This is a genomic window from Mesorhizobium sp. M4B.F.Ca.ET.143.01.1.1 (assembly GCF_004792275.1).
Taxonomy (GTDB): domain Bacteria; phylum Pseudomonadota; class Alphaproteobacteria; order Rhizobiales; family Rhizobiaceae; genus Mesorhizobium; species Mesorhizobium abyssinicae.
On sequence record NZ_SRSR01000005.1, the window covers coordinates 335,047 to 347,936 of the forward strand.

At 64.4% G+C, this 12,890-nt stretch carries 9 protein-coding genes; 2 read left to right on the plus strand and 7 right to left on the minus strand.

Annotated elements, in window-relative coordinates:
• Window positions 1-39 precede the first annotated feature (39 nt).
• The 6 genes from EN786_RS15235 to glmM all read right to left on the minus strand — a co-directional run bounded on the left by EN786_RS15235 (window position 40) and on the right by glmM (window position 8,123).
• Entirely contained in the window at window positions 40-1,338 is a 1,299-nt protein-coding gene (locus EN786_RS15235) for an adenylosuccinate synthase (RefSeq protein WP_127285153.1), read from the minus strand.
• A gap of 230 nt (window positions 1,339-1,568) precedes the next feature.
• On the minus strand, window positions 1,569-3,170 hold the full coding sequence (gene serA, locus EN786_RS15240) for a phosphoglycerate dehydrogenase (RefSeq protein ID WP_127311559.1): 1,602 nt from the start codon (window positions 3,168-3,170) through the stop codon (window positions 1,569-1,571).
• A 67-nt stretch (window positions 3,171-3,237) separates the two neighbouring features.
• Window positions 3,238-4,413 carry a phosphoserine transaminase gene (locus EN786_RS15245; RefSeq protein WP_127285155.1) on the minus strand — a complete coding sequence of 392 codons (1,176 nt, stop codon included), beginning with the start codon at window positions 4,411-4,413 and terminating at the stop codon, window positions 3,238-3,240.
• Window positions 4,414-4,610: 197 nt separating this feature from the next.
• Entirely contained in the window at window positions 4,611-5,480 is an 870-nt protein-coding gene (locus EN786_RS15250; protein WP_127285156.1) for an outer membrane beta-barrel protein, read from the minus strand.
• Between the two features lie 204 nt (window positions 5,481-5,684).
• Window positions 5,685-6,536 (minus strand): outer membrane protein, encoded by an 852-nt coding sequence (locus tag EN786_RS15255; protein ID WP_127311747.1) that lies wholly within the window; start codon window positions 6,534-6,536, stop codon window positions 5,685-5,687.
• A gap of 234 nt (window positions 6,537-6,770) precedes the next feature.
• On the minus strand, window positions 6,771-8,123 hold the full coding sequence (gene glmM / locus EN786_RS15260; protein ID WP_127311748.1) for a phosphoglucosamine mutase: 1,353 nt from the start codon (window positions 8,121-8,123) through the stop codon (window positions 6,771-6,773).
• Between the two features lie 370 nt (window positions 8,124-8,493).
• Between glmM and EN786_RS15265 the strand changes: the two genes are divergently transcribed.
• Both EN786_RS15265 and EN786_RS15275 read left to right on the plus strand, forming a co-directional pair.
• On the plus strand, window positions 8,494-9,513 hold the full coding sequence (locus tag EN786_RS15265) for a hypothetical protein (RefSeq protein WP_127285158.1): 1,020 nt from the start codon (window positions 8,494-8,496) through the stop codon (window positions 9,511-9,513).
• Window positions 9,514-10,113: 600 nt separating this feature from the next.
• A complete protein-coding gene (locus EN786_RS15275) occupies window positions 10,114-10,572 on the plus strand; it encodes a hypothetical protein (RefSeq protein ID WP_127312334.1) in 459 nt (152 codons plus the stop codon).
• A gap of 369 nt (window positions 10,573-10,941) precedes the next feature.
• Here the strand turns inward: EN786_RS15275 and ftsH are convergent, their stop codons facing one another.
• The gene (gene ftsH / locus EN786_RS15280; RefSeq protein ID WP_127311644.1) at window positions 10,942-12,876 is read right to left on the minus strand and encodes an ATP-dependent zinc metalloprotease FtsH; all 1,935 of its coding nucleotides are present in this window, start codon (window positions 12,874-12,876) and stop codon (window positions 10,942-10,944) included.
• Window positions 12,877-12,890: the final 14 nt, after the last annotated feature.

Below are 12,890 nucleotides of genomic sequence, written 5' to 3' on the forward strand. Positions count from 1 at the left end.
CCCCGCAAATCAGCCGCTATGCCTGGAAAGGCTGAGAAACTAGTCTTGAAACGGATCGGTCACAAGTATCGTGTCATCCCGCTCCGGGCTGGTGGAAAGCAGCGCCACCGGCGCGCCGATCAGCTCCTCGATGTATCGGACATACTTGACCGCCTGGGCCGGCAGATCGTTCCAGCTGCGCGCGCCGGCGGTGGTGCCTTTCCAGCCTTCGAGCGTCTCGTAGACCGGCTCGACACGTGCCTGCGCGCCCTGGCTTGCCGGCAGATAGTCGATCGTCTCGCCATCGAGGCGGTAGGCGGTGCAGACCTTGATCTCGTCCAGCCCGTCGAGCACGTCGAGCTTGGTCAGCGCGATGCCCTTGATGCCGTTGACGGCCACCGCCTGGCGCACCAGCACCGCGTCGAACCAGCCGCAGCGGCGCTTGCGGCCGGTGACGACGCCGAATTCATGGCCGCGCGTGCCGAGGAACTCGCCGATCTCGTTCTTCTGCTCGGTCGGGAACGGACCTTCGCCGACACGCGTCGTGTAGGCCTTGGTGATGCCGAGCACATAGCCGATGGCGCCCGGACCGACGCCCGACCCGGCTGCCGCCTGGCCGGCGACGGTGTTGGACGAGGTGACGAACGGATAGGTGCCGTGGTCGATGTCGAGCAGCGTGCCCTGCGCGCCTTCGAACAGGATGCGCTCGCCGGCGCGGCGACGGTCGTCGAGAACCTTCCACACCCGGTCCATGTAGGGCAGGATGTCGCCGGCGACCGAGGTCAGCTCCTGCATGATCGCCTCATGCGTCGCTTCCGGGTGGCCGAGCCCGCGACGCAGCGCATTGTGATGCGTCAGCAGCCTGTCGACCTTCACGGGAAGCGTTTCCAAATCCGCCAGATCCATCACCCTGACCGCGCGCCGGCCCACCTTGTCCTCGTAAGCGGGTCCGATGCCACGGCGGGTCGTGCCAATCTTCGTCCCGGAATTGGAGGCGGCGTCCTCGCGGAATCCGTCCAGCTCGCGGTGCAGCGACAGGATAAGCGCGGTGTTTTCGGCTATTTTCAGGCGGTCCGGCGTCACCTCGACGCCTTGCGCCTTCAGTTTCGCCGCCTCGGCGACGAACGCGTGCGGATCGAAGACCACGCCATTGCCGATGATCGACAGCTTGCCCTGCCGCACCACGCCGGAGGGCAGGAGCGACAGCTTGTAGACCTTGCCGTCGACGACCAGCGTGTGGCCGGCATTGTGGCCGCCCTGGAAGCGCACGACGACGTCGGCCCGCTCCGACAGCCAGTCGACGATCTTGCCCTTGCCTTCGTCGCCCCACTGCGAGCCGACGACCACCACATTGGCCATGTTGCTTTTCCCTTGAGATGCCGACTTGCGGCTTGAAAACGACAGGCCTCTATAGCGTCAAGACCCGGCGAACGCGACCATTCTTTGCCGCCGAAAACGGCCAAAGGCATAAGAATTTTGCCTGCCGCGCCGGTCCCGGGCGCTCCCGCCAGGCCGACGCCCGGCACAAACGCAAGCGCCGCGCGGCTATCGCACGCGCGGCGCTGTCATGCAAATCGGCGCGATCTGGTTCAGTCGCCGCCGACGTCGAACCGCAGTCGCTTCGCCGAGTCGATCGACTTGTGCGCCCGCACCTGTTCCAGGACCGTTTCCGGGAACGGCGCGTCGAGATAGAGCAGCGCGATGGCGTCGCCACCCGGCCGGTTGCGGCCAAGCTGGAAGTTGGCGATGTTGACGCCGTTCTCACCGCAGACCGTGCCGAGCAGGCCGATGATGCCGGGCGCGTCGGCATTGGTCGTGTAGAGCATGTCGCGGCCGACCTCGGCGTCGAGATTGATGCCCTTGATCTGGATGAAGCGCGGCTTGCCGTCCGAGAAGCAGGTGCCGGCGATCGACCGGGTCCTGTGCTCTGTGGTGACGGTCAGCTTGATGTAGCCGTCGAAGACGCCCGACTTGTCGCGCTTGACCTCGGCGACGATAATGCCGCGTTCCTTCACCATGATCGGCGCCGACACCATGTTGACGTCGGAGACCTGCGGCCGGATCAGGCCGGCAAGGGCCGCGCTGATCAGGGCGCGCGTGTTCATGGTCGCGGTCGAGCCGTCGAACAGGATCTCGACCTCCTTGATCGGATCCTCGGTAACCTGGCCGACAAAGGCGCCGAGCACCTCGGCGAGCTTGACGAAGGGCTTCAGCCGCGGCGCTTCCTCGGCGGTGATCGAGGGCATGTTGATGGCGTTGGAGACGGCGCCCTTGATCAGGTAGTCGGACATCTGCTCGGCCACCTGCAGCGCGACGTTCTCCTGCGCCTCGGTGGTCGAGGCGCCGAGATGCGGCGTCGCCACGACATTCTCCATGCCGAACAGTTCGTTGTTCTCGGCCGGCTCGACTTCGAACACGTCGATGCCGGCGCCCGCCACCTTGCCGCTCTTCAGCGCCGCCACCAGGTCTGCCTCGACGATCAGCCCACCGCGGGCGCAATTGATGATGCGCACGCCGGTCTTCATCTTGGCGATCGCCGCCGCGTCGATGATGTTGCGTGTCTTGTCGGTCAGCGGCGTGTGCAGCGTGATGAAGTCGGCGCGCGCGAAAAGCTCGTCGAGCTCGACCTTTTGAACGCCGAGCTCCTCTGCGCGGCTGTCCGAGAGGAACGGGTCGAAGGCGATGACGTGCATCTTCAGCCCGACGCCGCGCGTGGCGACGATCGAGCCGATATTGCCGCAGCCGATCACGCCCAGCGTCTTGCTGGTGATCTCGATGCCCATGAAGCGGTTCTTTTCCCACTTGCCGGCATGCGTCGAGGCATTGGCCTCCGGGATCTGGCGGGCGAGCGCGAAGATCATCGCGACCGCGTGCTCGGCGGTGGTGATCGAATTGCCGAAGGGCGTGTTCATCACGATGATGCCCTTGCGGCTGGCCGCCGGGATGTCGACATTGTCGACGCCGATGCCGGCGCGGCCGACGACTTTGAGATTGGTCGCGGCGTTGATCAGCTTTTCGGTGACCTTGGTGGCCGAGCGGATGGCGAGGCCATCATACTGGCCGATGACTTCGGCCAGCTTTTCCTTGTCCTTGCCGAGATCGGGCAGATAGTCGACCTCGATGCCGCGATCCTTGAAGACCTGCACTGCGGTGGTTGAAAGCTTGTCTGAGACGAGAACGCGGGGCGCCATGGCGGCCTCCTTTGAATGGGATTGATCCGGTTGGAAATGGGCGGCCTGCAGGCCGCCCGCCAGAAACTCAGGCCGCTGCCTTCAGCGACGCCTTCTGCGCGGCAAAGGCCCAGTCGAGCCAGGGCAGCAGCGCCTCGAGGTCGGCGGTCTCGACTGTCGCGCCGCACCAGATGCGCAGGCCGGGCGGTGCATCGCGATAGGCGCCGATGTCATAGGCGACGCCGTCCTTGTCGAGCGCCGAGACCAGCCCCTTGGCGAAAGCCGCCTGCCCGTCGGCGTCGAGCGCCGCGACATCTGGATCGGTGAAGGAAAAACACGCCGAGGTGTTCGAGCGCGTCGCCGGGTCGACGGCGAGATGGCCGAGCCAGGATGATTTGGCGACGAACCGGTCGAGCACCGCCGCATTGGCGTCGGCGCGGGCGACCAGGGCGTCGAGGCCGCCGATCGACTTCGCCCAATGAAGCGCGTCGAGATAATCCTCGACGCACAGCATCGACGGCGTGTTGATCGTCTCGCCCTTGAAGATGCCCTCGATCAGCTTGCCGCCCGAAGTGAGGCGGAAGATCTTCGGCAGCGGCCACGAAGGCTTGTAGGTCTCCAGCCGCTCGACGGCGCGCGGCGACAGGATCAGCATGCCGTGCGCACCCTCGCCGCCCAGCACTTTCTGCCAGGAGAAGGTGACGACGTCGAGCTTGGCGAAATCGAGCCTTTGCGCGAAGGCCGCCGAGGTCGCGTCGCAGATGGTCAGACCCTTGCGATCGGCGGGAATGAAATCGCCGTTCGGCACCCGCACGCCGGACGTCGTGCCGTTCCAGGTGAAGACCACGTCGCGGTCGAAATCGATGCCGGCCAGGTCCGGCAGCGCGCCATAGCCGGCCTCGAACTTGCGCACGTCGGCGAGCTTCAGCTGCTTGACCACGTCGGTGACCCAGCCCGAGCCGAAGCTTTCCCAGGCGACCATGTCGACGCCGCGCTCGCCGAGCAGCGACCAAAGCGCCATCTCGACCGCGCCGGTGTCGGACGCCGGCACGATGCCGATGCGGTAGTCGGCCGGAACCTTGAGGATTTCGCGCGTCTGCTCGATCGCCTGTTCGAGCTTGCTCTTGCCGATCTTGGCGCGGTGCGAGCGCCCGAGCGCGGCAGCTTTCAGCGCCTCGACCGACCAGCCGGGACGTTTTGCGCAGGGACCTGAGGAGAAATTGGGATTTGCCGGACGGAGTCCGGGCTTCGTAAGCGTCGTCATCGTGGTCTATCCTTCCAGATAGTGGCCCCTCGTTGGGGAGGGGTGGCCCACGGACGGCGATATGCGTTCAGGCTTCCGGCGTCAAGAGGAAAGTTTTTGTCGCTGGCGGGATACTCGCGCCGCGTCGGCAAGCAGCGGCCCGCAAAAGCAAACGGCGGGTCCACGGACCCGCCGTCAAGAATCCTGCCCCGGCGGACCTACCAGAGATCGTAGCGCAGCCCGAGCTTGACCGTCTGGTAGTCGATGCCCTTGTGGATGTTGAAGGCGCCGCTGTCAAAGGCCACGTATTTGGCGCTCGGCACCGAGAAGTACTCGTAGCCGAGATCGACCGAGAGGTTCTTGCTCACCTGATAGGAGAACCCGGCGCCGATCGAATAGGCAAGGTTGAATTTTGCTTCGGAATCCTCCGATCCCTGGTAACCCGCCGGATCATCGCAGGTGAAGCCGCCGCCGCCCGACGAATCCGGCGCGATCTCGACGCAATTGCGCTCGCCCTGGGTCTTGAAATACTTGTTGTAGGCGACGCCGATGCCGCCGCCGACATAGGGCGTGATGCCGACATAGGTGCCGAGGTCGACATAGCCATTGGCCATCACGCTGTAGCCCTTGTTGGTGGCGCGGTTCGTGGCCACGCAGTCTTCCGTAGCCGGGGCCGTGCCGATGATGATGACGCCGCCGGGCCCGATCGTCACCGTATTGGTATGGCCGGCGCAGCCGTCCGGCACCACTGCGTGGTCGCCGAACTTGTTGGTCGGAAGGATGCCGCCATTGAGTTCGACCCTGAGGAAGTCATTGAGGTGGTAGCCCATGCCGATGCTGCCCGTGAACAGGCTGCTGTCGTTGGTGAAGCTGGTCGCTCCGCTCGCCGAGATCTGATGCTCGAACGGATGGCTGAAAGCGTAGCCGATATCGCCGCGCAGATACCATCCCGAGCCGACCTCGACCGGCACGTAGTCCGGCGCCTGATCGACATAGATCGGCGGATCGTAGTCGGCCGGCAGCGCCTGCGTCACCGGCATCAGCACGATGGCGGCCAGCGCCAGCGCTATACGCGATTTGAATACCATGTCCCCGGCTCCCGAACTTGGCGCGCGCCGCAAGCGCAGCACCGTTTTTCAAGGAGCATTGTTAACCATAGTGGTTAAGTGCCGGTTAAGGATAACAGAGCGTTAGCGAATTGATTTCGAAGAGCTTTAGATCGGACTTTTCTTGCAAACGAAAACCGCCCGGCAAGGCCGGGCGGCTGAGGAACTTCTCGAATATTCAGGCGCTTACTTGGTATAGATCGGCTCCGGCTCCGGAACATAAGGCTCCGGCGGCGGGGCGCAGTCGGACCTGCCGAACTGGTAGCGCAGGCCGCCGCGCACTTCGTGCACGTCGATGCCGCGGTCGTAGCCCGGGCCGACGTTGCTGGTCGCCTCGTAGTCGAACATCTTGCCGCCATTGATGTGGCTGTAGCGATAGCCGACGTCCAGCTTGACGCGGTCGGTCAGGCAGTAGGACGTGCCGGCCATAAGGGCATAGGCGAAGCGCCAGCCCTTGCCGCCGCGATGGAAGAAATCGCCGTCGGCGTCGCTGTTGTGCAGCGTGTCCCACTTGACCCAGGCACCACCGATACCGGCGCCGACATAGGGCGTGAAGCCGTGCCAGGTGCCGATATCGACATAGGCATTGGCCAGGAGCAGCAGCGCCGAATAGGACGAGGTGTCGGTCGACACGCAAGGCGTGCCAGGAGCGGGCGTGTTACAGAAGCCGCTGGTCGAGCCGCGGAACTTCGAGCCGAACATCCAGTCGCCCGTCAGATCGGTGCGGAAGTGCTGGTTGATCTGGTAGCCGACGCCGGCGCCGGCGGAGAAGGCGCCCTTCAGCTTGCCGCTGTCGAAGCTGCCGGGGATCTGCGGTGCCGCGCCATAGGTGATGTAGTCGCCGCCGCCGAAACGCGACCAGTGATAATCGATGTCGCCGCGGATATACCAGCCGCCGACGTCGACGGGCTGCTCGTAGGTGACCGGCGGCGGCGCCGCTTCGACCACTGGCGGTTCCGCGAGATCGGCGGCGAGCGCCGGTCCGGCCACCCCCGCGAACAGCGCGGCAAACAGTGCCATTCTTGCTGTATTGAACATGCTTGTCACCCCTAAGAAGCCTCGGAACAACGAATCCGCCCGAATGCGATTGACCTCGGGTGTGGATAATGAATTGCAAAGGTTAAAAGCCGTTTAACCGTACCGATTAACTACGAATCTATACAATTTTAGAGCGAACTGCTCGCCCGGCCGGCCCGGCCTTGCCGAGGCGATTGCGCAAAAAAGCCCGCCGGATGGCGGGCTTCGCGAATTCGGCGGCCGTGCGCGCTCGGATCAGGCGGCGCTGCGGGTTTCCGAAATGATGCCGACGAGATCGTTGACGACAGCCTCGACCAGCTGCGGGTCGTCGCCCTCGGCCATGACCCGGATCAGCGGCTCGGTGCCGGAGGGGCGGATGACCAGGCGCCCGGCCTTGCCAAGCCGGTTGCGCGCCTCCTCGATCGCCGCCTTGACCGGCGCTTCCTCGAGCGGCTTGCCGCCGGCGATGCGGACATTCTTCAGAAGCTGCGGCACCGGCTCGAACTTCTTCGACAGCTCGCTGACCGGCCGGTTCTGCCGCTTGATGCAAGCCAGCACCTGCAGCGCCGAGACCAGCCCGTCGCCGGTGGTCGAGAAATCGGAGAGCACGATGTGGCCCGACTGCTCGCCGCCGACATTCAGCCCGTGCGCGCGCATGTGCTCGACGACATAGCGGTCGCCGACCTTGGTGCGGTGCAGCTGCAGCTTCATGTCGCCGAGGAAGCGTTCCAGGCCCAGATTGGACATCACCGTCGAAACGACGCCGCCGCCGGCCAGCCGCCCGCTCTGGTGCCAGGACTCTGCGATCAGCGCCATGATCTGGTCGCCATCGACGATGGTGCCGTTCTCGTCGACGATCACCACCCGGTCGGCGTCGCCGTCGAGCGCGATGCCGATATCGGCGCGCACCTCATGCACCTTCTTCTGCAGGCCTGCCGGATGGGTCGAGCCGCATTCCTTGTTGATGTTGAAGCCATTGGGTTCGACATTGATGGCCACGACCTCGGCGCCGAGTTCCCACAGCGCCTCGGGCGCCACCTTGTAGGCGGCGCCGTTGGCGCAGTCGACGACGATCCTCAGGCCCGACAGCGACATCGAGCGCGGCAGCGTGCGCTTGGCGAATTCGATATAGCGGTCGTGCACGCCGTCGACGCGCTTGGCGCGGCCCAGCCCGTCGGAATCGGCAAGCGCCAGATCGATGTCCCTGTCCAGCATGCCCTCGATGCGCTCCTCGATCTCGTCGGAGAGCTTGTAGCCGTCAGGGCCGAACAGCTTGATGCCATTGTCGTAGTAGGGGTTGTGCGAGGCCGAGATCATCACCCCGATATCGGCGCGCAGCGAGCGCACCAGCATGGCGACGGCCGGCGTCGGGATGGGACCGAGCAGGAACACGTCCATGCCGGCGGCGCACAGGCCCGAGACCATGGCGTTTTCGATCATATAGCCGGAAAGCCGGGTGTCCTTGCCGAGCACGACACGGTGGCGATGGCTGCCGCGCTGGAACGAAAGGCCGGCGGCCATGCCGACCCGCATGGCGACTTCCGCCGTCATCGGAAACTTGTTGGCGCGTCCGCGAATACCGTCGGTGCCGAAATACTGCCCTGCCATGCGTTCCCTGATCCCCGTCGGTTTTTCAGCCGCTCGTATTGCCACAATTGAGCCGCACCCGATCATCACATTTCGTGATTATATATTACCATTCCTTAGAAAATCATTGTTGCGGGCCGTGCAACTGATTCGACAGTCTATCATGGCGGTCCTTCTTGCGGGAACGACCAGGCGTTGCAGCTCCACTGGGTCCGGAATCGCCCGCCACACCTTGCTCAAGGGCATCTGAGCGCAAGGATTCCATCACCTTATCGGGAGGAACACGGTTTGTGAGGGTGTCGGCGCCGCTGGCATCTGGCGCGGGCGGGCGTTGAGGGCTATTGGTTTCGCAAAGGGACAACCTATGGGCGGCAGCAACGGAGAAAACGCCATGCTCATCCACCGACTTGCAACCTTGACGGGATTAGCCGTCGCAACCCTGTTCCTGGCGGCGCCGGCCAATGCGCTGACCATGGCCGAGTGTAGCACCAAGTATAACGCGGCCAAGGACGCCGGAACACTTAACGGCCAGACGTGGAACCAGTTCCGCAAGGCTGAATGCGGCACCGACGCGGCGGCAACGACCGCCGAGACCAAGCCCGCCAAGAAGACGGCGAAGGCGAGCGATGCGGCCAAGACCGACACCAAGGCCGCCGCTGCCACCGACGACAACGCGGCCAAGGGCCTGACCGCCAAGGAATGCAGCACCAAATACCAGGCCGCCAAGGCCGCCGGCACGTTGAACGGCATGAAGTGGAACGACTTCCGCAAGACCGAGTGCGGCGCCGGTGCCACCGCCGCTGCTGCCGACGCCAAGCCCGCCAAGACCACCAAGGCGGCGGCCGCGACCGAGGAAACCGCCAAGGGCCTGACCACCAAGGAATGCAGCGCCAAATACCAGGCAGCCAAGGCCGCCGGCACGCTGACCGGCATGAAGTGGAACGACTTCCGCAAGGCCGAATGCGGCCCCGGCGCCACCGCCGCGGCGGAACCCGCCAAGGCAACCACCAAGGCCGCCGCCGCTGAAGGCGGCAAGGGCCTCAGCATGGCCGATTGCAGCGCCAAGTATCAGGCGGCCAAGACCGCCAACAAGCTCAACGGCATGAAGTGGAACGACTTCCGCAAGGCCGAGTGCGGCGCTGCCGCGGACGACGACGACACGGTGCCGGCTCCGACCGAGGCCACCTACACCAGCGAGCCCGAGAAGCCCACCGTTGCAGCTCCCAAGGGCGTGAAGTTCCCGACGGCGATCTCCAAGAAGTATGCCAGCGAGACGCCGGGCAAGGGCCGCATGCACACCTGCCTCGAGCTCTACTACGCCAACAAGGACGCCAACACGCTGAATGGGCTCAGGTGGATCCAGAAGGGCGGCGGCTTCTACAGCCTCTGCAATGCCAAGCTGAAGAGCTGATTTCGCTTCGTTTACGGCTGACGAAGGCCCGCGAACCGTAAGGTTCGCGGGCCTTTTTCTTTGTTGGGGGTATTTGAGCGAGTACGGCGCATTTGAGCTGGCCAGCGGATATTCCTCAGGCGTTGGCGCTGCCCCTCACCTGCCTGCCGGCATCCTCTCCCCGTATAGTGACGGGGAGAGGGGCGCTCTCATCGCCGGTCTCGCCAATCGCTAACGTTTCAGGAAAGGCGACGAGGTTGCGGCCAGCCCCTTCTCCCCGTCACTATACGGGGAGAAGTGCCCGGCAGGGCGATGAGGGGCAGCGCCGACTTATGAAAAGAGAGCGGGTCAAAAGCAAAAACGCCACCGACCAGCCGCGGCGCTTTTGGTAGGTATTCGCTCATCCTCACCCCTGCGGCTGGGGCCGCATGCCGCCTTTCTTGCGGCGGCCGCCGGTGCCGGCCTTGCTCGCATCTGCATCTCGCGGGAGCGATCGGCATCGTCAACCCGCCCACACTTCCACCGCCAGCTTTATAGTCGCTCGCAAAATTCCGATTGAACATATACAGAACAAACAGTATACAAAAAGACATCGATCTCGTTAGCAACCCGGAGGGTCTTATGTCTAGTTTGAAATTGGCGGTATTGGCTGTGACGGCATTGGTTGCGTGGGGCGTCGCCCCTGCAAGCGCACTGACGATGAAGGAATGCGGAGAGACCTATCGCGCAGCCAAGGAAGGCGGCACTCTGAACGGCATGGACTGGGCCGCCTTCCGCAAGGAGAAATGTGCGATGCCCGTTGCGGAGAGTGTCAGCACGGATACGGTCAAAACCGAGCCGCAGCCGAAAAAGGAAACCAGCGCGGCGGTCGCGCCCACCGTAGCGCCGGCGGGCGTGACATTCCCGACCACGCTGGCCGCCGAGTTCAAGACCGAAAAGCCCGCGAAGGCGCGGATGAAGACCTGCCTGCAGGGGTACCACGGCAACAAGGAGGCAGGTACGTTGAACGGCCTTCGTTGGATCCAGAAGGGCGGCGGCTATTACAGCCTGTGCAATGCGCGGCTGAAAGCTGAATCATAAAAAACGGATACGGCGGATAAAGCGATTCCACAGCCGCCAGGCCGTCATCCTCGGGCCTGTCCCGAGGATCTGCTGTCGTGCGACATCTGGGCGACGGAGTTGGAAACCGCCAACCCGGTTGCGTTGCTGGTCCTCGGGACAGGCCCGAGGATGACGCTCCAATGTACATCCGGCGCGTCTCCTGATTCACAACGCGTCGTGCGAAGCCGAAACCAAAGAATAGAGCGCTTCTGCGTTCCCTGAAACGGCAAAGCGCTCTGATCTCGACTAGAGCGGTTCAGCGTTTCATGGAATCGCCGAACCGCGCTAACTATTTGTTTCGACGCAATTCCGGACGGAAAACCGTTACACACTTTTCCTGGAATTGCTCTAGCCCTGCGGCTGCGGCTCCATGCCGCCTTCGGGCTCCGGGCCCTTCTTGCGGCGGCCGCCGGTGCCGGCCTTCGGCACGGCCGAGCCGCGGCTGGGCGGCGTATCGTCGCCGAGGTCGCGGGCCGGCTTGTGGCCGGCGATCAGTTGCTTGATCTCTTCGCCGGTCAGCGTCTCGTATTCGAGCAGCCCTTGCGCCAGCGCGATCCATTCCTTCTTCTTCTTGGTCAGGATGGCCTTGGCCGTCGAATAGGCGTCGTCGATCAGCCGGCGCACCTCGGCGTCGATGATCTGCGCCGTCTCTTCCGAGATGTTCTGCGTGCGCGCCACTGAATGGCCGAGGAAGACCTCTTCCTGGTTGTCGCCATAGGCGACATGGCCGAGCTTGTCGGAGAAGCCCCAGCGCGTGACCATGGCGCGCGCCAGCTTGGTCGCCTGCTCGATGTCGGAGGAGGCGCCGGAGGTGATGTTCTCCTTGCCGAACTTGAACTCCTCGGCGACACGGCCGCCCATCATGATGGCGAGGCGCGAGACCATGTACTTGTAGCTCATCGAATAGCGATCGCCTTCCGGCAGCTGCATGACCATGCCCAGCGCGCGGCCGCGCGGGATGATCGTCGCCTTGTGCAGCGGGTCGGCCGTCGGCACGTTGAGCGCCAGGATGGCATGGCCGGCCTCGTGATAGGCGGTCAGCTCCTTCTCGGCCTGCGTCATCGCCGACGAGCGGCGCTCCGCGCCCATCATGATCTTGTCCTTGGCGTCCTCGAATTCGGCCATGGTGACGAGGCGCTTGTTGCGCCGCGCCGCCATCAGGGCGGATTCGTTGACGAGGTTCATCAGGTCGGCGCCGGAGAAGCCGGGCGTGCCCCGCGCGATCACCTTGAGGTCGACATTGGGCGCCAGCGGCACGTTGCGCACATGCACCTTGAGGATCTTCTCGCGGCCGACGATGTCGGGGTTCGGCACCACCACCTGGCGGTCGAAGCGGCCGGGCCTCAGCAGCGCCGGGTCGAGCACGTCGGGCCGGTTGGTGGCGGCGATCAGGATGATGCTTTCGTTGGACTCGAAGCCGTCCATCTCGACCAGCAACTGGTTCAGCGTCTGCTCGCGCTCGTCATTGCCGCCGCCCAGCCCTGCGCCGCGATGGCGGCCGACAGCGTCGATTTCGTCGATGAAGATGATGCAAGGCGCGTTCTTCTTGGCCTGGTCGAACATGTCGCGGACGCGGGATGCGCCGACGCCGACGAACATCTCGACGAAGTCCGAGCCGGAGATGGTGAAGAACGGCACGTTGGCCTCGCCGGCGACCGAGCGGGCAAGCAGCGTCTTGCCGGTGCCGGGAGGGCCGACGAGCAGAACGCCGCGCGGGATCTTGCCGCCGAGGCGCTGGAACTTCTGCGGGTCGCGCAGGAACTCGACGATCTCTTCCAGGTCTTCCTTGGCCTCGTCGACGCCGGCGACGTCCTGGAAGGTGACGCGGCCATGCGCCTCGGTCAGAAGCTTGGCCTTCGACTTGCCGAAGCCCATGGCGCGTCCGGAGCCGGACTGCATCTGGCGCATGAAGAATATCCAGACGCCGAGGATCAGGATCATCGGCAGCCACGAGATCAGGTAGCCGAACAGCGAGTTGGAACCGTCGGATTCAGGCCGGGCGTTGATGGTGACGTTCTTGTCCTGCAACCGCGACACCAGCGACGGATCGCCGGGCGAATAGGTCTGGAAGCCGGTCGAACTGTCGGTGTAGGTGCCGGAAATACGGGCGCCGGCGATGGTCACCGTCTTGACCCGTCCAGCCGCGACATCCTGCAGGAACTGCGAATAGGCGACCTCGCTCGAGGCGCCGCGCGTCTGCGGCGTCTGGAACAGGTTGAACAGGGCGATGAGCAGGACCGCTATGATCGCCCAGAGCGCGAGGTTGCGATAATTCGGATTCATCTATTGTCCCGTTG

Bases quoted from the DNA above. Each gene is read 5' to 3' on its own strand.
- glmM (WP_127311748.1), bottom strand. From the start codon at position 8,123: ATGGCAGGGCAGTATTTCGGCACCGACGGTATTCGCGGACGCGCCAAC.
- serA (WP_127311559.1), bottom strand. From the start codon at position 3,170: ATGGCGCCCCGCGTTCTCGTCTCAGACAAGCTTTCAACCACCGCAGTG.
- EN786_RS15265 (WP_127285158.1), top strand. From the start codon at position 8,494: ATGCTCATCCACCGACTTGCAACCTTGACGGGATTAGCCGTCGCAACC.
- EN786_RS15255 (WP_127311747.1), bottom strand. From the start codon at position 6,536: ATGTTCAATACAGCAAGAATGGCACTGTTTGCCGCGCTGTTCGCGGGG.
- ftsH (WP_127311644.1), bottom strand. From the start codon at position 12,876: ATGAATCCGAATTATCGCAACCTCGCGCTCTGGGCGATCATAGCGGTC.
- EN786_RS15245 (WP_127285155.1), bottom strand. From the start codon at position 4,413: ATGACGACGCTTACGAAGCCCGGACTCCGTCCGGCAAATCCCAATTTC.
- EN786_RS15250 (WP_127285156.1), bottom strand. From the start codon at position 5,480: ATGGTATTCAAATCGCGTATAGCGCTGGCGCTGGCCGCCATCGTGCTG.
- EN786_RS15275 (WP_127312334.1), top strand. From the start codon at position 10,114: ATGTCTAGTTTGAAATTGGCGGTATTGGCTGTGACGGCATTGGTTGCG.
- EN786_RS15235 (WP_127285153.1), bottom strand. From the start codon at position 1,338: ATGGCCAATGTGGTGGTCGTCGGCTCGCAGTGGGGCGACGAAGGCAAG.